At 37.0% G+C, this 21,949-nt stretch carries 24 protein-coding genes; 12 read left to right on the plus strand and 12 right to left on the minus strand.

The genetic code is table 11. The annotated features are described in order from the left end of the window. Positions 1 to 3 precede the first annotated feature (3 nt). The 7 genes from IWB64_RS11290 (at position 4) to ftsY (ending at position 4,025) form a co-directional block, all read left to right on the plus strand. Complete coding sequence (locus IWB64_RS11290; protein ID WP_194534093.1) at positions 4 to 615, plus strand: fumarylacetoacetate hydrolase family protein; 612 nt, start codon at positions 4 to 6, stop codon at positions 613 to 615. After that, a complete protein-coding gene (locus IWB64_RS11295; protein ID WP_194534094.1) occupies positions 615 to 953 on the plus strand; it encodes an Hpt domain-containing protein in 339 nt (112 codons plus the stop codon). Before IWB64_RS11290 ends, IWB64_RS11295 begins: the two co-directional genes overlap by 1 nt. Continuing rightward, a complete protein-coding gene (locus tag IWB64_RS11300; RefSeq protein WP_194534095.1) occupies positions 953 to 2,203 on the plus strand; it encodes a competence/damage-inducible protein A in 1,251 nt (416 codons plus the stop codon). Before IWB64_RS11295 ends, IWB64_RS11300 begins: the two co-directional genes overlap by 1 nt. Positions 2,204 to 2,269: 66 nt before the next feature. Then, the gene (gene rpmB / locus IWB64_RS11305; RefSeq protein WP_155597461.1) at positions 2,270 to 2,506 is read left to right on the plus strand and encodes a 50S ribosomal protein L28; all 237 of its coding nucleotides are present in this window, start codon (positions 2,270 to 2,272) and stop codon (positions 2,504 to 2,506) included. A gap of 11 nt (positions 2,507 to 2,517) precedes the next feature. Next, positions 2,518 to 2,700 (plus strand): 50S ribosomal protein L33, encoded by a 183-nt coding sequence (gene rpmG / locus IWB64_RS11310; protein WP_038234759.1) that lies wholly within the window; start codon positions 2,518 to 2,520, stop codon positions 2,698 to 2,700. Positions 2,701 to 2,737: 37 nt separating this feature from the next. Then, positions 2,738 to 2,890 (plus strand): DUF4295 domain-containing protein, encoded by a 153-nt coding sequence (locus IWB64_RS11315; RefSeq protein ID WP_194534096.1) that lies wholly within the window; start codon positions 2,738 to 2,740, stop codon positions 2,888 to 2,890. 178 nt (positions 2,891 to 3,068) lie between these two features. Beyond that, a complete protein-coding gene (gene ftsY / locus IWB64_RS11320) occupies positions 3,069 to 4,025 on the plus strand; it encodes a signal recognition particle-docking protein FtsY (RefSeq protein WP_194534097.1) in 957 nt (318 codons plus the stop codon). A gap of 6 nt (positions 4,026 to 4,031) precedes the next feature. On the opposite strand, the gene IWB64_RS11325 is transcribed toward ftsY, so the two are convergent. Next, a complete protein-coding gene (locus tag IWB64_RS11325; RefSeq protein WP_194534098.1) occupies positions 4,032 to 5,132 on the minus strand; it encodes a serine hydrolase domain-containing protein in 1,101 nt (366 codons plus the stop codon). Positions 5,133 to 5,253: 121 nt separating this feature from the next. Between IWB64_RS11325 and rimO the strand changes: the two genes are divergently transcribed. From rimO to IWB64_RS11345, 4 genes are all read left to right on the plus strand, one after another. After that, the gene (rimO, locus tag IWB64_RS11330; RefSeq protein ID WP_194534099.1) at positions 5,254 to 6,555 is read left to right on the plus strand and encodes a 30S ribosomal protein S12 methylthiotransferase RimO; all 1,302 of its coding nucleotides are present in this window, start codon (positions 5,254 to 5,256) and stop codon (positions 6,553 to 6,555) included. Positions 6,556 to 6,772: 217 nt separating this feature from the next. Then, positions 6,773 to 7,930 (plus strand): galactonate dehydratase, encoded by a 1,158-nt coding sequence (gene dgoD / locus IWB64_RS11335; RefSeq protein ID WP_194534100.1) that lies wholly within the window; start codon positions 6,773 to 6,775, stop codon positions 7,928 to 7,930. 68 nt (positions 7,931 to 7,998) lie between these two features. Beyond that, positions 7,999 to 9,321: a GntP family permease gene (locus IWB64_RS11340; RefSeq protein WP_194534101.1), complete on the plus strand. Its 1,323-nt coding sequence runs from the start codon at positions 7,999 to 8,001 to the stop codon at positions 9,319 to 9,321. Between the two features lie 34 nt (positions 9,322 to 9,355). Then, on the plus strand, positions 9,356 to 10,354 hold the full coding sequence (locus tag IWB64_RS11345; protein ID WP_194534102.1) for an SMP-30/gluconolactonase/LRE family protein: 999 nt from the start codon (positions 9,356 to 9,358) through the stop codon (positions 10,352 to 10,354). Positions 10,355 to 10,429: 75 nt separating this feature from the next. Here IWB64_RS11345 and IWB64_RS11350 read toward each other — a convergent pair whose 3' ends face one another. From IWB64_RS11350 to IWB64_RS11390, 9 genes are all read right to left on the minus strand, one after another. After that, positions 10,430 to 10,915, minus strand: a complete 486-nt coding sequence (locus IWB64_RS11350; protein WP_194534103.1) for a hypothetical protein — start codon at positions 10,913 to 10,915, stop codon at positions 10,430 to 10,432. A 102-nt stretch (positions 10,916 to 11,017) separates the two neighbouring features. Continuing rightward, positions 11,018 to 11,386, minus strand: a complete 369-nt coding sequence (locus tag IWB64_RS11355) for a hypothetical protein (protein WP_194534104.1) — start codon at positions 11,384 to 11,386, stop codon at positions 11,018 to 11,020. A gap of 46 nt (positions 11,387 to 11,432) precedes the next feature. Then, a complete protein-coding gene (locus IWB64_RS11360) occupies positions 11,433 to 12,893 on the minus strand; it encodes a potassium/proton antiporter (protein ID WP_194534105.1) in 1,461 nt (486 codons plus the stop codon). A 190-nt stretch (positions 12,894 to 13,083) separates the two neighbouring features. Further along, positions 13,084 to 14,133 (minus strand): ACR3 family arsenite efflux transporter, encoded by a 1,050-nt coding sequence (gene arsB, locus IWB64_RS11365; RefSeq protein ID WP_194534106.1) that lies wholly within the window; start codon positions 14,131 to 14,133, stop codon positions 13,084 to 13,086. A 2-nt stretch (positions 14,134 to 14,135) separates the two neighbouring features. Continuing rightward, positions 14,136 to 14,753: an arsenate-mycothiol transferase ArsC gene (locus tag IWB64_RS11370; protein WP_194534107.1), complete on the minus strand. Its 618-nt coding sequence runs from the start codon at positions 14,751 to 14,753 to the stop codon at positions 14,136 to 14,138. Between the two features lie 30 nt (positions 14,754 to 14,783). Continuing rightward, positions 14,784 to 15,251, minus strand: a complete 468-nt coding sequence (locus IWB64_RS11375) for a DUF6428 family protein (protein WP_194534108.1) — start codon at positions 15,249 to 15,251, stop codon at positions 14,784 to 14,786. 47 nt (positions 15,252 to 15,298) lie between these two features. Then, the gene (locus IWB64_RS11380; protein WP_194534109.1) at positions 15,299 to 15,628 is read right to left on the minus strand and encodes an ArsR/SmtB family transcription factor; all 330 of its coding nucleotides are present in this window, start codon (positions 15,626 to 15,628) and stop codon (positions 15,299 to 15,301) included. 100 nt (positions 15,629 to 15,728) lie between these two features. Next, positions 15,729 to 16,661, minus strand: coding sequence for a DUF6929 family protein (locus IWB64_RS11385; protein WP_194534110.1), 933 nt, complete (start codon positions 16,659 to 16,661; stop codon positions 15,729 to 15,731). A 162-nt stretch (positions 16,662 to 16,823) separates the two neighbouring features. Further along, a complete protein-coding gene (locus IWB64_RS11390; RefSeq protein WP_194534111.1) occupies positions 16,824 to 17,339 on the minus strand; it encodes a GNAT family N-acetyltransferase in 516 nt (171 codons plus the stop codon). Positions 17,340 to 17,552: 213 nt separating this feature from the next. Here IWB64_RS11390 and IWB64_RS11395 point away from each other — a divergent pair, with 213 nt between their 5' ends. Beyond that, on the plus strand, positions 17,553 to 18,161 hold the full coding sequence (locus IWB64_RS11395; protein WP_194534112.1) for a DUF4337 family protein: 609 nt from the start codon (positions 17,553 to 17,555) through the stop codon (positions 18,159 to 18,161). A 59-nt stretch (positions 18,162 to 18,220) separates the two neighbouring features. Here IWB64_RS11395 and IWB64_RS11400 read toward each other — a convergent pair whose 3' ends face one another. Together IWB64_RS11400 and IWB64_RS11405 are read right to left on the minus strand one after the other, a co-directional pair. Then, a complete protein-coding gene (locus IWB64_RS11400; protein WP_194534113.1) occupies positions 18,221 to 19,261 on the minus strand; it encodes an MBL fold metallo-hydrolase in 1,041 nt (346 codons plus the stop codon). A gap of 133 nt (positions 19,262 to 19,394) precedes the next feature. Further along, positions 19,395 to 21,860, minus strand: coding sequence for a M14 metallopeptidase family protein (locus IWB64_RS11405; protein ID WP_194534114.1), 2,466 nt, complete (start codon positions 21,858 to 21,860; stop codon positions 19,395 to 19,397). Positions 21,861 to 21,949 lie beyond the last annotated feature (89 nt).

Consider the following 21,949-nt stretch of genomic DNA (forward strand, 5'->3'; position numbering starts at 1 on the left):
TCAATGAAAATTATCTGTATCGGTAGGAATTATACTGAGCATATAGAAGAGTTGGCTAATGAGAGGCCCGAAGAACCTGTGGTCTTTATCAAACCAGATTCTGCAATTTTGCCCAAAGAGCAGGACTTTTATATCCCTGATTTTTCCAAAGACGTGCACTATGAAGTTGAAGTGCTCGTTAAGATAAAAAAAGTAGGAAAGCATATTAGTGAGAAATTTGCTCACAATTATTACGATGAAATAGGTCTGGGCATAGATTTTACGGCTAGAGACCTGCAATCCAAATTAAAAGAAAAAGGTCTTCCTTGGGAAAAAGCAAAGGGTTTTGACGGTGCAGCGGTCATAGGAGAGTGGCTTCCAAAGACAAGTTTTAAGGATTTAAACAATATAAATTTCTCTTTATTGAAGAATGAAAGAGAAGTGCAAAAGGGGAATACTGGCCTCATGCTCTGGAAGATAGATGAGCTCGTTTCGTATGTTTCTCAATTTTTCATGTTAAAAAAAGGCGATGTAATTTTTACTGGAACACCAGCCGGTGTTGGTAGAATTGAAGCAAATGACTACCTTTCGGGGGTTCTGGAGGGTCGTGAACTTTTCCACTTAAAAGTAAAATAATGATTTACAATCTTGATAAAATCAATGAGATGGCTGAAGGAGATGAAGATTTCATCAACTCTGTTATTTCAGTATTTTTAGAAGAAGTGCCGCAGGATCTTGAGCTTCTTGAAATTGCATTAAATGAGCAAAACCATGACCAGGTTTACAAATTAGCACATAAAATTAAGCCTAATGTTGATCTGTTGGGTATGGAGCAGACTCGTGCTGCAGCCCTACAAATAGAAACTTTAGGGAAGGCAGAAGCCAATATGTCCGAGATACAAGTGGTTTTTCCTCTGTTGAAAAAAGATATACATCAGGTGGTATCTGAGTTGAAAAAAGATTTCAATATCTGATGCTTGCTGAAATTATTACTATTGGCGATGAAATTCTAATTGGTCAGATTGTTGATACCAATTCCGTTTTTATAGCCAAAGAACTTAATAAAATCGGGGTTTCTGTTTATCAGATCACTTCAATTCAAGATGATAAGGAACACATTCTTCAAGCGCTAGAAGACGCTAAAAAGAGAGTTCAGGTGGTTATCATTACCGGAGGTCTTGGTCCGACCAAAGACGATATTACCAAACATACCTTATGTGAGTTTTTTAACGACACCTTGGTAGAAGACGCAGGTGTTCTAGCACATGTGGAAGAGCTTTTTAAAAAGTATATTACCTCTACGCCTATATCTGATATTAATAGAAAACAAGCTTTGGTGCCATCCAAAGCCACAGTTCTAAAGAATGCATTTGGTACTGCGCCTGGCATGTGGATTCAAGAAGATGGCGTAGCCTTTGTTTCGCTGCCCGGAGTTCCTTATGAAATGAAAAATTTGATGACTGATAAGGTCATTCCAAGAATCATTACCGATTTTAATCGCCCTTTTATTCTGCATAGAACTGTTGTTACTTACGGTTTAGGTGAAAGTGCTATTGCTGAAAAAATAGAAGATTGGGAAAACAATTTACCTGCGTTTATCAAATTGGCATATTTGCCAAATCTTGGGAAAGTAAGGTTGCGGTTGAGTGCTAAGGGTCCAAATAAGCAAGAGTTAGAAGATACCATAGAAGCAGAGTTAAAAAAACTATATCCGCTAATTGGCGATATTATTTATGGTACCGAAGACGAGGAGACTTTAGAACAAGTGGTTGCCAAACTATTTACTGAGAAAAGATTTACGCTGTCTACAGCAGAGAGTTTTACGGGAGGTAAAATAGCGGAGCAATTAACTGCCTTGCCAGGAGCGTCAGCTTACTTTAAAGGTAGTGTAGTGAGTTATGCCACTGAGGCCAAGATAAATATTCTAAAGGTTCCTAGTGATGTAATAGAAAAGTATTCAGTAGTGAGCGCGGAAGTAGCTAAGGAAATGGCAGAAAACGTAAGGCATTTGTTCAAAACCCATTATGCAATAGCTACTACAGGAAATGCCGGTCCTACAAAAGGTGACTCGGATGCAGAGATTGGAACGGTCTTCATTGCTATAGCATCTCCTAATGGAGTTTATGCTCAAGAATTCAATATGGGCAACCATAGAGAGCGCATTGTGGAGAAGGCTGTGAACAAGGCTTTAGAGCTATTGCAAAAAGAAATTTCAAAAATCTGAAATATTGTTTTGCGCATCCATAAAAATGACATAAATTTGCACCCTGTTTAAAGAAAAATCAGCGGCATGTCAAAAGTTTGTGAAATTACGGGAAAGAGAGCGATGTTTGGAAACAACGTATCGTTTTCTATAAATAAGACTAAAAGAAGATTCAATGTTAATCTTTCTAAGAAACGTTTTTATATTCCCGAAGAGGACCGTTGGGTAACCTTAAAGGTTTCTGCAAAGGCGTTGAAAATTATCAACAAAAAGGGTATTTCTGCTGTTTTGAAAGACGCGAAGGCAGAAGGATTGGTAAAATAAGCTAGAATACGATGGCAAAGAAAGGAAATAGAATACAAGTAATTTTGGAATGTACCGAGCACAAAGAATCGGGACAACCAGGTACATCAAGGTACATTACTACAAAGAATAAAAAGAACACTCCGGAAAGAATGGAGATTAAAAAGTTCAATCCTATTTTGAAGAGGATGACAATCCATAAGGAGATTAAATAAGTTTTCGTTTTAACGAGAACATAAAAGCATATTAGTCATGGCAAAAAAGACGGTAGCAAGTTTACAGACAAGTTCAAAAAGATTGACAAAAGCCATTAAGATGGTGAAATCAGCAAAAAGTGGATCATATACTTTTGTTGAGTCAGTTATGACCCCAGAATCGGTTAACGATTGGTTGTCTAAAAAGTAAGATACTTTTAAAGTATTATAAAGCCTCTTCGTTAAGAAGGGGCTTTTTTTGTGGGTTCATATCTAGGTTAAGGAAGCACTCATTAGTAGTAGGTCCCTTTCAAGTAATTGTAGTATCATTTAAAGTAAAAACTTCCACCTTACTTTATTATCTTTGAGACTATTAATACAAAGAACACATGAGTTTATTCAAGAATATATTTTCTTCAAAGAAAAAGGAAAGCCTTGATAAGGGCTTAGAGAAAACCAAAACATCCTTTCTCTCTAAGCTTAGTAAAGCTGTTGCGGGTAAGTCTAAAGTAGATGATGATGTATTGGATAATCTGGAGGAAGTTCTTGTTTCTTCAGATGTAGGAGTTACAACTACCTTAAAAATTATAGAGCGTATAGAGGCTCGTGTTTCCAAGGATAAATATATGGGCACGGAGGAGCTCAATACAATTCTTAGGGAAGAAATTTCTGGTCTTCTTTCAGAAACCAATCTTGGAAGCGAAACGGAATTTTCAGTTCCAAAAGACAAGAAGCCTTATGTAATTATGGTAGTTGGTGTTAATGGTGTTGGTAAAACTACAACCATTGGAAAATTGGCCTATCAGTTTAAAAAACAAGGTTTAAAAGTAGTTTTAGGTGCGGCAGATACTTTTCGTGCTGCGGCCATAGACCAATTACAAGTTTGGGCAGATCGAGTTGATGTACCAATCGTAAAACAAAGTATGGGTAGTGATCCAGCTTCAGTTGCTTTTGATACGCTAAGTTCAGCAGTTAAACAAGATGCAGATGTTGTTATCATAGATACTGCAGGTCGTCTTCATAATAAGGTGAATTTAATGAACGAATTGACCAAGGTAAAACGAGTTATGCAAAAAGTGGTAGACCATACGCCTCATGAAGTTATGTTGGTGCTTGATGGTTCTACAGGCCAAAACGCTTTTGAACAAGCCAAGGAATTTACCAAGGCAACAGAAGTTACTTCATTAGCGGTCACTAAATTAGACGGTACAGCAAAAGGAGGAGTTGTTATTGGTATATCTGATCAATTCCAAATTCCTGTGAAGTATATTGGAGTAGGTGAGGGTATTGAAGATTTACAGGTGTTTAATAAGCATGAGTTTGTAGATTCATTTTTTAATGTATAATTATATTTAATTCATAACAGCATTCAATTTTTCCCATAATTCGTTGTCAAAACTAGAAAGTCCTAATTGGGTTTCTCCAGCGGTTTCACCAGATCTAACAATTACCAAGCTTTTACTAGGCACTACATAAATTTTCTGGTCATTTGCGCCTAACGCTGCAAATAAATCAGATGGTGCGTTTGGTATTAAATTTCCTTCTACTACTTCTTGTGAAGTGGTTCCCATATAACTTTGCTTTCCATTAAGCCACCAGAGATAACCATAACTTTTATTTAGTTCTTGGGAAGTAGTGGTCATTTCATTGAAATAGTCTTCACTAAGAATCGTACTATCATCCCAAGTGCCTTTATTTAGTGCAAGTAATCCAAATCTAGCCATACTACGCGTGTTACTATTATAAATGTTTAGCCCTAGTGCTTTCGTCCAATTCCCTTCCATTCCTATTCGGTCCTCAAGTTTAGTTTTTCCATAGCTTTGAAAGCCTACACCTGTAGTCTGGTTAAGAATATCTTGAAGGAGTATAAAAGCGCCTTGGTGGTAGGCCCAACGTGTTCCGGCATCTGCAGTATAGTCTAAGCAATTTGGTGTGGTGCATACCCATGGAATATAATCTCCCACATTATCGGTGAGACCGGTAGTCATACTTAGATGGTGTTGTACCGTAATTAGGTCTTCTTTTTCTGTAGATAGCGAACTCCAGTTCATGCCAAGATAATCAGATGTTTTATCTCCAATATTGAGTAAGCCTTCCTCTTGGGCAATACCGGCAATGGTAGCAGTTAAGCTTTTGGCGGCGGAAAACCAAGTCCATTGTGCATTTGCATTATGGTCATTAAAATACTCTTCTATGACAATGCGCCCATCTACCAAAACCATGAATCCCTTTGTCTTGTTATTTTTTAAATAGGTATACAACGCTTCTATTTCAGTCTCGTTCCAGTTGAGTTCAGCTGGGGTTATCGTTTCCCATTCGGTATCTGCTACCGCGGGATAGTACATGTCTCTTACTTCCGTTTCTATTTCTATTTCGGGTTCTACCTTGTCTTTGGAACAGCTAGCGAGTACTACTAAAATAATGCTCAGTATAGTAGAAGTTGAATATTTCATGACTTTGGTTTTCTTGTTAGACATCAACTTGTTATGGTAGTTTAACGCAATTCAACAAGAAATCGTACCAAAAGGAAGCTGTTCGTTCATCTTGTTGTATTTTTGCGCTCAATTTCTAGTTATGAGAACGAAAACGCAGAAGCAGAATAAAATAAATGTAGTCACTTTGGGATGCTCGAAAAACGTGTATGATTCCGAAATACTCATGGGGCAGTTGCGTGCCAACGACAAAGAAGTAGTGCATGAAGAGGAGGGTAATGTTGTGGTAATCAATACCTGCGGATTTATTGCGAATGCAAAAGAAGAAAGTGTCAATACTATTTTAGAATACGTTCAGAAAAAAGAGGCAGGTATAGTAGATAAGGTATTTGTAACCGGATGTCTTAGTGAACGATACAAGCCCGATTTACAAAAAGAAATTCCGAACGTAGATGAATATTTCGGTACCAGTGAATTGCCTAATTTATTGAAGGCTCTTGGTGCAGATTATAAGCATGAACTAATTGGTGAACGTTTAACGACTACTCCAAAAAATTATGCATATCTTAAGATTGCAGAAGGTTGCGATAGGCCTTGTTCATTCTGTGCTATTCCTATTATGAGGGGTAAGCACCGCAGTACGCCTATTGAAGATTTGGTTACTGAATCCGAAAAATTAGCGGCAAAAGGTGTAAAAGAACTTATTCTTATTGCTCAAGATTTAACGTATTACGGTCTTGATATATACAAGAAGAGAAACTTAGCTGAACTGTTACAAGCTTTGGTAAAAGTAGAAGGTATTGAATGGATTAGATTGCATTATGCTTTTCCAACAGGTTTTCCTTTAGATGTGTTAGATGTTATGAAGGAAGAACCTAAAATCTGTAATTATTTAGATATTCCATTACAACATATTTCAGATTCCATATTAAAAAGTATGCGTCGCGGTACTACACAGGCTAAAACAACAAAATTGTTGAAAGAGTTTAGAGCTGCCGTGCCTGAAATGACTATTCGTACTACGTTGATAGTTGGATATCCTGGAGAAACGGAAGAAGATTTCCAGACTTTAAAAGGTTGGGTGGCCGAGATGCGTTTTGAGCGCCTAGGTTGTTTTACGTATAGTCATGAAGAGAATACGCATGCCTATTCATTGGAAGATGATGTTCCTGAAGATGTTAAGCAAGAAAGGGCTAATGAGATAATGGAGTTACAATCTCAGATTTCATGGGAGTTGAACCAAAATAAGATAGGAGAGACTTTCCGTTGTATTATAGACCGTAAAGAAGGAAATCATTTTGTTGGTCGTACGGAATTCGATTCTCCCGATGTTGATAACGAAGTTTTGATAGATGCTACTAAGTTCTATTTAAAACAAGGTGAGTTCGTAAATATTAAGATTACAGAAGCTGCCGATTTTGATTTGTACGGTGAGCCTGCATAGTTAAATAAATCATTTTAGGATTATTTCATAAAAATTTAAAACCTGTCCAATAGTGGATAGGTTTTTTTGTGTTAAGAAGTTACTATTTCTTAGGTGTTATTTTAAACGTATTAATTACACTTCAAAATTATTCACTACTTTAGGGAAATCAATTTTTGATAGTATAGCCTGTCAATTGAATTTAATCAATCAACCTTAAGAACTTTAGTAGACTACTATGGATGACTTGCGAATTGAAAAAATAGAACTTTTTAAGGTGCCACCGCGTTGGCTTTTTCTAAAAATAACCACAAAAAGCGGCATCATAGGCTGGGGAGAGCCCGTTGTAGAAGGTAAAGCTGCTACGGTAGAAGCTTGTGTTCAAGAACTATCACAATATCTTATTGGTCGTTCTGCCAATGATATAGAGGACATCTGGCAAACACTCTATGGAGGAGGATTTTATCGTGGAGGCCCTATTCTTATGAGTGCTATTTCAGGTATAGATCAAGCCCTTTGGGATATCAAAGGAAAACACCTTGGTGTACCAGTCTATGACCTTTTGGGAGGAGCGGTCCGTAAGAAAATGAAAATGTATTGTTGGATTGGTGGCGATCACCCAGAAGTTGTTCTTGAGCAGGCACGCGAAAAAGTAGAACAGGGTTATAAGGCAGTAAAAATGAATGCTACAGGTGCTTTTGCTTGGATAGATTCATTGCAAAAAATTAAAACTGTTGCAGACAACATTAAATTGCTTCGCGAAGAATTTGGCGATACTTTAGACATTGGGCTTGATTTTCACGGAAGAATACACAAGGGTATGGTCAAGCGCTTAATTGATGAATTGGCGCCTTACAGCCCCATGTTTATTGAAGAACCCGTTTTGAGCGAGAATGAAGAGGCCTTTGACCATATCTATCCATATACCAGTATTCCTATTGCCACAGGGGAGCGTATGTTTTCCCGTTGGGATTTTAAAGAACTTCTACACAGGGGTACGGTAGATATTATTCAGCCAGATTTAAGTCACGCTGGTGGAATTTCGGAAGTACGTAGAATTGCTGCTATGGCAGAAGCTTATGATGTTGCCTTGGCACCTCATTGCCCGTTGGGCCCAATTGCTCTTGCTTCATGCTTACATGTAGACTTTAATTCTATTAATGCCGTAATCCAAGAAAGCAGTTTGGGTATACATTACAACAAAGGCTTTGATTTGTTGGATTACATGGATAATCCTGAAATTTTTGATGTAAAAGATGGTTATATAGAGCTTCTAAAGAAACCAGGTTTAGGGGTTGATATGAATGAAGAAAAACTAAGAGAAGGTCAGAAAATTGGCCATAACTGGTCAAATCCTGTATGGAGAAATGAAGACGGTAGTTTTGCCGAATGGTAAAAAACTAGCTAAATAACAGTTTTTGAACGATTTAGTTCTTAAATTAAGAGAACTTAAACCAACCGATTATGCTTTATATTATTGCTTTGGTCTGCGCTCTTGCATTTATTATTCTGGGCATTGTTCGCTGGAAGATTCATCCCTTTTTTGTGCTGTTATTGGCTGCCATAGGTTATGGATTTATAACCGGAATGAGCGTTGAGGCTATTATAGATTCTGTTAATAATGGCTTCGGGAGTATAATGGGTAAAATAGGCCTAATTATATTTTTTGGTGTGGCCATTGGTACGGTCTTGGAAAAATCAGGAGGGGCCATGGTAATCGCTACCCGTATGATTCAGCTAATTGGTGAGAAATCTATTCATTTAGCTATGATGCTAACGGGGTATCTCCTATCTATTCCCGTGTTTGCGGATAGTGCTTTTATTATCATGAATTCATTGAATAAGGCACTTTCCAAAAAGGCAAAAGTAGCTTATGCAGGCACTACAGCTGCTTTGGCCTTGGGACTTACGGCAACACATGTAATGGTGCCGCCAACACCGGGACCTATTGCCGCAGCGGGAATTTTGAATGCAGAATTGGGAAGTGTAATTTTATGGGGATTGATTGTTAGTTCACTGTCATTAGTAAGCTGTTATTTTTTTGCAACCAAAATTGCCTCTAAAGTAGATATTCCAATTCAAATGGAAGTAGCTCCAGATATCATCCATCGTCCTAAATTATCACTTTCATTGTTGTGCATTGTAGTTCCAATAATTTTAATTGTATTAAAATCGGTTTTCGATTATCCTGAGTTCAATCTTGTTAGTTTATCCATATATCCAATCATTGCTTTTTTGGGTACACCCGTTATTGCCCTTTTAATTGGGGTTATCCTATCATTACTCTTACCGGAAAAATTAGACCAACGAGTTTATTCGGCCACTGGTTGGTTGGGCGATTCTTTGCGCATTGCAGCTCCTATTATTTTAATTACAGGATCTGGTGGAATTTTTGGCGCCATGCTTCAGAATTCGGGTTTTGCAGATATGATTACAGAAAGCTTTTCGGGAATGTCTATCGGTCTGTTTTTTCCTTTTTTGCTGGCAGCTTGTTTAAAAACAACACAAGGCTCATCTACTGTTGCTTTAATAACCACGGCATCTATAGTCGCCCCAATGATGCCTGCACTTGGACTTGATGAAGCTTTTATGAAAACAATGACTGTTCTGGCCATAGGTGCAGGTTCTACCGTGGTTTCGCATGCTAATGATAGCTTCTTTTGGGTGTTTACTCAATTAACGGGTATGGATGTAAAACAAGGAAATCAGATACAAACGGTTGGAACCTTAATTTTGGGCACATCTGCCATGACATTGATATTTTGTATTTCAAAAATTTTGAGTTGATATGAAAGCGATATTATATTTTAATCCCAGGCTTATGAAAAAAATCTCTGTACTTATTTTAATTCTAGGGCTTCATAATGTATTGGTTTCTCAAGAAAAAGAGCATTCTTTCTCCGTTGAAATAATGGATGACGAAGCTTTACAGGTTATTGATGGCAATGCTGAAATAAAAGTAATAGGAAGCGGATTTACTTGGACGGAAGGTCCGTTGTGGATTGCCGATGGTGATTATCTTCTATTTTCGGACATACCGAACAATACAGTTTTTAAAATTGATGCTTCAGGAAAAACTAGTGAGTACTTAAAACCTTCTGGATATTTGGGTACAAGCGATTATGGAGCAGAACCGGGTTCTAACGGATTGCTCTTAAGTCCTAATGGGGAACTGGTTTTGATGCAGCATGGTGAAAGACGAGTAGCTAAAATGAAAAGTACGTTGAATTCCCCAAAAGCAGAGTATGAAGCATTGGCCGATTCTTTTGAGGAGAAACGTTTTAATAGCCCCAACGATGGAGTTTTTGATGCTGAGGGGAATCTGTATTTTACCGATCCGCCATACGGACTGCCAAAACAGATGGACGACGAACAAAAAGAACTGGACTACCAAGGAGTTTACTGTTTGCAAACTACTGGTGAAATTATTTTAGTAGACAAGTTGTCTAGACCTAATGGTGTTGCAGTTAACAATGACGGCTCTAAATTATATGTATCAGTATCTAATCCTGAACATGCGGTATGGTACCAATATGATATTTTTGCACCAGGCAAGGTCGATAATAAAAAAATGTTTTATGATGTAACCGAGCTAGTAGGGAAAGAAGGACAACAGGGCTTGCCAGATGGTATGAAAATGCATAGTAAAGGCTATTTATTTGCTACAGGTCCAGGGGGCGTTTGGCTTTTTAATGAATCAGGAAAAGCGATAGCCAGAATACATACTGGTGAAAAGACAGCTAATTGTGTTTTTGGGAAAGATGAAAAAATACTTTACCTGACTGCAGATGATTATGTACTAACCGTTTCGCTCAAATAAATACTTATTTTTTTTAAGAAACAAAAACCCCCACAGCATGCTGTGGGGGTTTTTATATTTCGTAATAATTACAAATTATACGATATCATTGACCATCTTAGCCCATTTTTCGGCTGTTTGCAGCTCTCCGTTCAGTTGTAAGTTGTTCTGAGAGTTGAAAAGCTCAAAAACAACATCACGACCTGTGGGTGCCTTGGTTATGAAAACCAATTCAATACGTTCTATGGTCTGTTCTACCTTTCCATTATTACGAACGGACTTTCCTATTTTGGATGCTTTGCAACTTTTAACATCTTTCAAGTCAACGGATAGTTTTTCCACTTCATTTTTTTCCTCCTTATAGAAAAAGACAACATTTTTGTTGGTGTCCATTCCTATTATAAAATCGCCCATGTATTCATGTTCATGTATTTTGCAATTGTCTCGGTCTGCAAAATCATTTAACGAACGGAGCATTTCTTTTTCTCTTTTCTTTACACTTCTGGTAACTAAAACAAAAGGAGTTACACATATTACTGCTGATATGGCTCCAATAAGGGTTGTGCCTAAATCTAAATTCATTTTTTTAAGTTTTATAATTGATAAATAGGGCAATGCATAGCGCAAGCCCAATGTTAAAATGCCAAATAAAAAATTTGGCGTCGTTTACTTAAAAAAACGGATTTACCAGAAGTAATGAAAAGGGAATATAATGTCTGTCTTTCGCTTAGAAATAAGAAGATTCTGCGAAAAACGAGTGTATTGCGCCAGCGTACTTTCAAAAACACGGTCGCTTATTTTTTGTGTTCCCCAAAGTTTATATGAGCCGTCAAGTGTGTTCTGGGTACAATTAGACGGGGCATCTATTATAGTTTCAGATTCTGAAGTATGGCAATAAAGCTTAGCATTAACCGCAGAAACCGATTCTTTTTGAGAATGGTTACTACTATTTTCTGCCGTAATGGTTCGGTCGGGATTTAGGCCCATGCCAAGGGCACAGCAATAAATTGCTGTAAGCATGAATAAACCAAATAGTTGTTTAACCGATTTCATTGGCACAAAGGTAAAATTATATTGATCTGCAAATGCCAAAAAAACGTTATTGATTTAAACATTCTTGTACCTGGTCTAGACCTTCCATATTATCGGAAAGAACTACCATGGTATCCCCACTTTCAATAACTGTAGATCCATTTGGTGTAATATAGACGTCTGCTCTTTTAATCATAGCGATGATGGCATTCTTTGGAAAACTCAAATCAACTATCTTTTTATTTACAGCAAAGCATTGGGGTGTAATGATAATTTCTTTCATGACGGCCTTTGGTATCTCCTCAAGAAATTTTTCTTTTTCGTAAATACGTTTAGATTTTTCAGGAAGACCAACATTCAGCCACTTGGCAACCAACGCTAACGTTGTTCCTTGTATGAGCACCGATGTAACCGATATAAAGAATACGATATTAAAAATGATATGCGCTTTGTCTATGCCTGCCAAAAGGGGATAGGTTGCGAATACTATAGGAACGGCACCACGGAGTCCTACCCAAGAAATATAGAAGCGCCGCCGCAGTTTCATCTTAATGAACATTAGACTAATAAATACACCAACAGGTCTTGCTATAAAAATCAAGAAGAGTGAAATGGTGAGACCAATACCTATATAGGGCACAACATGACTAGGGAAAACCAGAAGGCCTAAAGTGAGGAATAGTACAATTTGCATCAACCAAGCCAGACCATCAAACATACGAAAGATGGTTTTTTTATGGATTAGGTCTTGATTTCCTAAATAAACAGCACAGATGTAAATAGCCAAAAATCCGTTACCACCTATAAAATCCGTAGCAGAAAAGGTGATGAACATTAAAGCAATAACCAACACTGGGTAAAGACCTTCAAAATCTAGTTTAATTTTATTGATGACCAGTTTGCTCAATTTACCAAAACCGAAGCCTGCCGCACCACCAAGAATCATTTGCTGCAGGAATAGGGGAATGATAGACATTAAACTTTGGTCTTTGTTCACAACCAAAGAAAGAAAAGCAATGGTAAGTACATAAGCCATGGGGTCGTTACTACCGCTTTCTAGCTCTAAGGTTGGCCTAAGATTAGTTTTCAAAGCAAGACTCTTACCTCGTAAAATAGAGAAAACTGCTGCAGCATCAGTAGAGGAAACTATTGACCCTAGCAGTAAACTTTCATAAATGGTGAAATCCGTTACAAAATGAACAAAAATACCCAAAGATACCGCGGTGAGTAATACACCCAAAGTAGAAAGTAGAATACCTTCTTTAAGAATTGGTTTTACGGCTGGCCAACTGGTATCCAAACCTCCAGCAAACAGGATAAAATTTAATGATACTACACCAATAAATTGGGCAATTTTTGGATCGTCAAAAACAATACCTCCTATACCTTCCGAACCGGCCAACATTCCGATGATAAGGAAAAGTAATAAGGTAGGCACCCCAAATTTATATGATGTTTTACCTACTACAATACTAATGAATAGCAGTAAAGACCCAATTAATACAATATTTTCAATAGTAAGATTCATTCCTTTTGCGTCCTTAAAAAATATCTATGCAAGATATCATTTCTTGTTAAGGTAATCAATCAAAATTGAAGAGGACTTGTTAATCCGATAAACAAATATTTAGTTAATTTATTCAAAGTAATACCGTTACTATCACAGCTTTATGAAAGACATGTTTATTATGATAGTAACGGTAGACCAAAAGCGTTCGTTAAACAAGATTTTTCTCCTTGTTATAATATCTTTTTCTAAGCCAAAAGGAAACGCGAACAAGCAGTATTAAAGCGGGAACTTCTACTAAAGGCCCAATGACCCCTGCAAATGCCTGACCTGAATTTAATCCAAAGACAGCAATAGCAACGGCAATGGCCAATTCAAAATTGTTGCCGGCAGCCGTAAAAGCAACTGCGGTGGTTTTGTCATACGTTGCTCCTGTTGCTTTAGTTACAAAGAAACCGATGATAAACATTATGGCAAAGTAGATAAGAAGAGGTACGGCAATAATTAGCACATCCATAGGTATTTCAACAATTAATTCGCCTTTTAAGGAAAACATCACGACGATTGTAAAAAGAAGAGCAATTAATGTCATGGGTGAAATAGTAGGAATAAACTTTTTTGAATACCATTCTTCTCCTTTTAAACGAACCAGAACGAAACGACTCAATATCCCCAAAACAAAAGGAATCCCAAGGTATATGGCAACACTCTCGGCAATTGTGGCAATTGAAATATCAACAATAGCCCCTTCAAAACCAAAATAAGGAGGCAACACGGTTATAAAAATATAGGCATAGAAACTATAGGCGAACACTTGGAAAATACTATTCAATGCTACTAAGCCGGCCCCATATTCACTGCTGCCTTCGGCAAGGTCGTTCCAGACCAATACCATAGCGATGCAACGTGCTAGCCCTATCAAGATTAAACCCACCATGTACTCGGGGTAATCTTGAAGAAAGGTAATAGCCAATAAAAACATAAGAATAGGTCCAATAATCCAATTCAGAACTAATGAAATGGATAGTATTTTTACGTTTTTAAAGACCTTGGGCAGCAGAGCATAGTTAACCTTAGCCAAGGGCGGGTACATCATAAGGATGAGACCTATGGCGATAGGTATATTCGTTGTGCCGCTGCTGGCGGAATTTATGAGCTCAGGAAATTTAGGAAAAAAATTACCAATACCAACCCCAACTATCATGGCGCCAAAAATCCAAAGGGTAAGGTAACTATCTAAAAAGCTAAGTTTTTTTGCCATTTCTATGCGTTTATTTTTGAAAAAACAAAGTAGAGCTCTGTAGCAATCTGAATACTTCTTTCATGATACTTTTCTGCTTGTTGAGGGGTATTATCAAAAGCTTTTGGGTCTTCAAAAGTAATGGGGATACGCTTTTCTGCACCTGCAATAAAAGGGCAACCACCATCTGCTTGGCTACATGTCATTATAGCGGCAAAACCTGATTGTGGGTTAAAATCATCATCTAAAGTTTTTGAAAAACAGATAACAGGATGCTCGTTTGCTGCATATTTTATGCTGTAAACAGGGTTCTTATCATCGGAACGTTTTACAACTTCAAAATCGGTATTCTTAAGGGTCTCCGCAGCCATAGGGAATAGGGCCGTAGCCTCAGTTCCTCCAGAATAACAAAAGACATTCTGAATATTAAAATGGTACGCCATGGTCTGTGCCCAAACTTGAGATAGGTGACTCCTGCGCGAGTTGTGGGTACAGATAAAATTTAGGCGTATTTCTTCATTAGTCTTGACTTTATCCTGTATAAAATCTATTAGTGGTTGTAACGTTTCTTTTCGTTCGTTCGAAATAGAATCGGTTTTTAAAGAACTGATGGTATTTTCAATCTTTTCAAAAGTGCTCATTCGGTTATTTTTATATATAAAACATTTAGACTAGCAACAGCCGCTATTAGGGTCACAAGAACTACCTTGACCTAAATCTGTGAATTGTAATTTTGGTTTTTCGGCAGGAATACCGCAATTATCTTTAGCAAGACAATCGGTCTGTTTTGTGGTCAGAAGAAAGTTGGTGCCGTCAAAATCTAACCCAAACTTACCTATTGTATCTCCTTGGTATTCCACCTCAATATCCAAATCGCCAATTCCCAAAGTTTTTTCAGAAAGTTCTATGATGTGAGTTAATTTCTCCGGATGCAGTCTATGATCATAATCATCTGCATTCCAAAGCTGAAAGTTTACCACCTCTTCTTTACGAACCGTTCCTCCGCAATCAATAAAGTGCTTGGTTATTTTACCTACTTCCGTTACATGAAAGTGGTTTGGAACCAACTCTCCGTTAGGTAATTGAAAAGCTATTTTATCTAATTTTGAAAGCTCTGATTTAATTTCTGATAGTTTCATGTGAGTATTTATTTATTGTAATTTTACGATAAAAGCATCTAAATTTTTTAGCAACAATCTGCTTTGGGAAGGTCTTGATCTAAGAATTTAAGCATGACCTCTTTCATCTGCGTCCAGTTTTCTTTGTGAATACAATAACAAACACTAGTACCATCTACGGTACCTTGTATAAGGCCTAGATTCTTAAGTTCCTTTAAATGTTGTGAAATGGTAGGTTGTGCAAGACCTATTTCATTTACCAAATCTCCACAAACACAGGTATCTATTTTAAACAAATGCTGTAAAATAGAAACTCTAGCGGGATGCCCAAAAACCTTGGCATAAAGTGCAATTTCATTTTGAAGGTCTGTAAATATTTCAGTTTTAGCTAATCCCATTCATTTCTTTTATAAGTATATTGCAATATTACGATTAATATCAATGCTATAAAGAAAAAGAAAAATTTTAACAGAATTTTGAATAAAAAAAGTTCTGAAGTTAAAGCTTTAAAAGGCAGTTTAATCGCAATGAGTTTCCTTTGTCGTCATCGGTAACTAATGCAAGTTTTATTTTGCCATCGGTAGTTTTTTCAGCTACAGTAACCGATTCCACTTTTAGAGGTGCGTCTGTATTAGGAATAGCGGCAACACTATATTTTTTAGAGAAAGTGCCATTAACAATGGGGATGACACCAATAAAGCTCCCAGCTATTTCTCCATCTCTGTAGGCACTCCCGGTTTTTTCTACGGAAGCGGTAAAGATGACTAGATTTTCTTCTTCTAAAATAGTAGCTCCAGAAAACCCAGATTGAAAACCATCTATTTCAGGAAGTTTATATTCTATAGTTTGTGGTACAGGAAAAGGTTTAGTATCCTTTAGATACCCAATCAAGTTTAAATAGTTAAAACTAAAGATGATATTTTTTCCTCGGTTAAATAGGTAAATAGTATCATGGAACAGCGCTACACCCTCTATATTTAAATGTTCGCCATTTAATGCATCAAGCTTTCTTAGATGGTTATAGAATTCAGAAATTTCATAGGTTTCTATGGTCATACTATCTTTTAAGAAAATGTGAAGAAAAATATCTCTTTCAGGAGATTTTGCTCCAGAGCCAAATACAAGAATTTCATTTTTATTAATGGTTTCCAAAGCCTCAAAATCTGGCTTTTTCACTTTGTCCAGTCTATTTCCGTTTAAAAGCTCTGTAGAATAAATGGCTGTTTGATTTACTATTTTACCATCTCCTGTTGCTTCAAACAAATATGGGGAGTCATCGCCCACCACATAAAAACTGTTACCTGCTTTGGTTATACCAGAAGCACTGGGAACATTTTTAAGTAATGTAGTATCTAAAACTTCAAGTTCTAAATGTTGTCTGTTGCAAGTAGTCGCAAGGGTCAGTAGTAAAGAAAAAAGGATACTTTTCATTTGGACAATAACTGTGATATAGAATAAAATCTCTTTTTGTAAAGAGACGCCTAAGGCAAGATTTAATTGCTTTTGATTTTGGAATGCAAATTTAAGAGGTATTAATGAAAGAGTATTTGTCTTTGAGTTGATTTAACACCTTGTTTTTCAAATCTTCAGTATTTAAAAAGAACTTTTGTTAGTTGAGAACAATACTAATTCTACAGTTTCAGCTGGAAGGACAACAGTGCCGGTTTTATAAAACCCTAATTTTCTTAAAAGTTTCTGAGAAGATTTGTTCTCTTTTCTGGTTATGGCAATAAGGTTATTAAGGTTAAATTGTTGAAAAGCCATTTCTTTTAGTTTGAATGCCGCTTCGTAAGCATAACCTTGTTTTCCATATTCGGGAAGAAAAGCAAATCCAATATCAATATTCGTTAAGCCTTCTCGGTCGTACAAACCACAAGACCCAATTTTAGCTCCATCAGATTTACGTATTACGGTGTAATTGCCAAATCCTAGTCTTTTGAACTGAGGCATCATTTTAACTTGTATATAGCTTCTGGCCTCGGTAGTGCTATGTATATTTCTATCGCCAATGTATTTTATCCAATCTGGGTTATTGAACAATTTATAAATGAAATCTGCATCTTCTTCTGAAGTCGGTCTTAGTTTTAATCTTATTGTTTCAAAAGTCATCAAATATAATTTGGTAAGTATATACTGTTAATTTTTGTAAGTTTTTATAACTATTGACTATGATTTTTCTTTAAAATGAGAGGGTTTTAAAAAAAGACTAGTAGATAGTTTTTATGCGCCAACTTTAATGAGATTTTTTACGTATAATAAATGGGACTAGTCTTTTAGGAGTCTAATCCCGACCGAAACCAAATCAGTCTTTAATACAGAGTAATGCCTAAAAATAATAAAATAGAAAACAGGGGAGGAGCAATAATTATAATTCTCGTCGCATTGTTGGCTGTTATGAAAGTAGTCAATAGTAATTTAGAAGAGAAGATCGCCAATGCCAATTATAAGCATGTGAGCTATTCTAGCTGGTACAATGCTAAAAGTATAAAACAAATTTTAAAAGAAAACCAACGCGATTATTTAGAATCTTTACGCGGCACAGGTCTAGTGGCAGAGGAAAAGTTGGAACAATTAGATTTTAGAATTCATATGACCGAAGATCTCATCCGAAAATATGATGAGGAAAAGACCGAGATTTTGTTAGGGTCTAATAATATTCCCCGTGCTTCATGGTCACAAGACCTTGATGGCGAAATGGGACAGATTGTTGGGTTACGAACTTGGGAAGACATTGGTCTTGCTAATAGGAAGTTGGTATCACAAATAGATATCGGTATTTTGTTTCTTCAGATAGGTATTCTATTTGGGGTTCTAGGCCTTATTATTGATGAAAACCGGAGAATGCAGGAGGTTTTTACGGCTTTTATGGTAGGCGTTGCATTTATAGGTCTAGGCGTATGTTTTTATGGGTACTTCACAATTTTATATTAATACTCGTATTAGATAATTTCACCCTCTATTAGACTCGGGTCAAGCACAAGCTATATTTTTTAGGACCACCATGGTTTGTTATTTAGGTCTTCTATAGAACATATTTCTCCCAATTTTGGAAAAGAAACGTCTAGGTTATTTTTACTTGCAGCTTCTTGGAATCTGTCTGCAGGTTCTGTCCAATCATGTTGTGCCAGAGCAAAGCCCGCCCAATGTACCGGCATAACCTTCCTAACTTTTGCCTCTAATGCTGCTTGAATACTTTCTTCAGGAAACATATGTATCTGATGCCACTTCTCATTATACTGGCCGTTTTCCATAAAACCAAAATTAAAAGGGCCTAGTCTCTCTCCAATTTCTTTAAAATGAGTGCCATTACCGCTATCGCCACTAAACCAAATATTTTGATTTTTAGTTTTGAACGTCCATCCACCCCAAAGTGATTTGGACCGGTCGGTCAACCCCCTGCCGGAAAAATGACGGCTGGGTGTAAAGGTAATTTTGATGTTCGTATAGGTAGCATCGTTCCACCAGTCAAATTCTGTAATCAATTCTGGATCTACTCCCCAGGCTACTAGGTGGCGTTTAACACCCAAAGCAACATAATATTCTTTGGTTTTATTTTTTAATTTTTGAATGCTGTCATAATCAAGGTGGTCATAATGGTCATGACTTAGCAACATGAGGTCTATTTCAGGAAAATCATCAATTAGATTCAGCGTGTTTTCGGAAAAGCGTTTGGTCTTAAATGGCGCAATAGGCAATGCATTAGGCCCCAACATTGGATCTATTAAAATGGTCTTTGCATTCATTCGCATTAATAAAACCGAGTGCCCGTACCAAATGTATTTAAAGTTGATGTCATCTAACAGGAAGGACTTCTTGTTGAAGGGAATAATAGGCAACGATTCTGCTGGCTCTCGTTTTTCCTTATCACTAAACTGCTTGTATAAAAGTTTAGGAATCTCCCAAAAGTTGATAGACATGCTAGTTTCTTCAAGATTAAGAAATTTGCCGTTTTTCCAGTTTTCGGATTGGTTGTAGCGTTCGGTTAGCGTATCCGTTAATTTGCCCCCAAATTGTTTTTTAAAGTTTTTCATTTGAAAAGTATGCCTTAAGAGCACAAAGATAGGTGTTCGTCAGGGGTATAAGACTTTCTTAAATTTAGAAAATAAAACAAGAAGTGGTAATCTCTTTAATTGATGAAGGGTGTTTGAAAATTGTACTATCAACCTAATCGACCATAAAAAGAGCATTGGCAAAGAACAACTTACCATTCTCCCAAAACCCTCTAAATAAAGGATTGTCAACAAAATAAATCAATTGGCCATCACCATATTTTTCAACTCCAAAAACTAATGTCCCACCAATTTTTTCTTGAGCTTCACTACCAGCAAAACCAGCTGCTGGTGTGGTACTGTCTGGGTCAAGATACACTACGGTACCCTTGTCAAGATAATTGTAGGCAGTACCTCCTAGTTTAAGACTAAAATAGGAGTCGCCATAACCATAGGCCAATGGATGTGTTTGATCTACTTTGGTTTTGAATATAGCACCTGTTATTTCGTTTCTTATCTGATTACGTTGGTTGTGATCGTATATAGGAACTAAAGCTATACTGTCCTTATCTGTTTCTTTTGGCTTTAAGTTAAATTTCTCTTCTTTAGAAAGTGCTTTTAAGGCACCACCTAGAGCTATTAGTTTTCCTCCGTCATTAATCCAATCTTTTAACTCATCCATTCTACGGGAGCTAAGGAACTTGGTGTAATTATTTCCATCTGGTAAAATCAGGATATCGTATTCGGAAAGATTTACATTTTTAAAATAATCGGTATCAAGAATGGTTACAGGGTACTGTAATTGCTGTTCGAAAAAATGCCAAATTTCACCAAAATTTAAAGTAGAGGTAGGCTTTCCTGAGAGAAGTGCAACTTTAACCTGTTTTAGCGGCTGTACAGAATGAGAACCAAAATCCTTACCGTCTTCAACAAAACCTGTTGATGTAGCTTTTAAGGTCTTTGCATGTTTAGCAGCTACGGCGGACAGCGTATTCAAGAAATCAGGAGTGTTTTTATTATCTGCTTTGGTAATAATGAGGGTACCTCGTTCATATTGATTACCATCTAGGCCAAAAGGTTTTTTAGCATGTCTGGTCTTAATATTGTTCTTAAGGAGCTCCGCTAAAAATTGAGCATCACTAAAACTGTTCCATTCTGCTATAAAAGCGTAGGCTTCTTTGTTTATGTTAGAGTTTTCAGGAATTAGAGAAGCCTTTTCGGTTACATCTAAATTGGCATTCACTTTGGTTTCAGAAGCTACTGCTTCTAGCCCATAAGCATAGGGTAAGGACCAAGCGGTAATATCGTAAGTAAGCGAGTCGCTTAGTTTTGTACTAGGTTCAAATAGTACTTTTACGAGCGTCGATTTTTTTTGATCCGTACCTATTACTAGAGTGTTTGCAGAAGTTTTTATGGGGCTGTTTTTACCTGTGCTATAATTGAAGCCTTTTGCGGTTTTACCCGTTGCCCAACCATATTCAATTTCGTGTTGTTTCAATAATTTGGTCAGTGCGTTTAACTTATCAGGATTACCGTTTAGTACATAACTTTTATACTTGTAGTTTTTGGGTTGATAGAATTTTTTGAACTCCTGATTTAGTCGCAATACATTCTGCGATGCTATTTCTAAGGTGGATAGTCCTGTAGTATGGTGGTGTAGAATCCTGTCTTTTAAGGTTAGGGTATCGCCCAAACTGGTTATTACACCTAAACCGGCACGTCCGCTACCACCTTGTTCATAGGTCATTCCAATACTTCCGTTATAAGTAGGATAGGTATCGCCATAACTAGGGTAGAGCAAATCAAAAACTTCTTTTGTAAAATAAAACCATCCGTTGGCATCAAAATACTTGGCGTGGTTTTTCCCTACAGTAGTTTGGAACTCTCTCTGAAAATCAGTTATTACCTCATGAAAAGGTTCTGCTGCAGGAGCAAAATAATACGGGTTGTCAACTCCTTGTTCATGAAAATCTACATGTACATGAGGTAACCACTTATTATAGAATTTTATACGTTGTTGGCTCTCTGTTTGTGTAAGCCAAGCCCAGTCTCGGTTTAAATCAAACATATAATGATTGGCTCTTCCGTTTAACCAAGGCTCGTGATGCTCTTTACTATTTGGATCTACTGTATTAGGTGAGTTTTTAAATTGATAGTACCAATTAACATAGCGCTCTCGTCCATCAGGATTCATACAAGGGTCAATAATAACTACGGTGTTCTTTAGGTATTCAGATTTGTTGGTTAGAAGTTCGTAAACCGTTTTCAAGGAAGCTTCCGTGCTTACGCTTTCATTACCATGTACGTTGTAGCTCATCCATACGATAGCAGTGGTAGGGTTGCCTTCGCCATCGGTATTTTTAAGGTGTTCTTGTTGTATGCTGTCTAAATTTTTTATGTTTTCAGAAGAGGATATATAGGCAAGAAATAAGGGTCTTCCTTCGTTGGTCTCGCCATAATTTTCTAGTTGTACGCGAGTGGACTTCGTTTTGGCCAAATATTCATAATAGTCAACTACACGATGGTGTCTGGTAAATTGTGTGCCCAGTTCGTAACCTAAAAATTCAGAAGGAGATTTTAAATCTTGGGCCTTGATGGTAAGGCAGATAAATAGGAAAGCAATAGATGCGAAAAACTTCATATGTAAGGTATTTACATGGAATGCTACCAAAGCTAATGAATATTGAGTAATAAAGGAATGGATTTTCCGCTACCGGTATGAAAAATAGG

This window comes from Zobellia nedashkovskayae (genome assembly GCF_015330125.1).
Lineage (GTDB): Bacteria > Bacteroidota > Bacteroidia > Flavobacteriales > Flavobacteriaceae > Zobellia > Zobellia nedashkovskayae.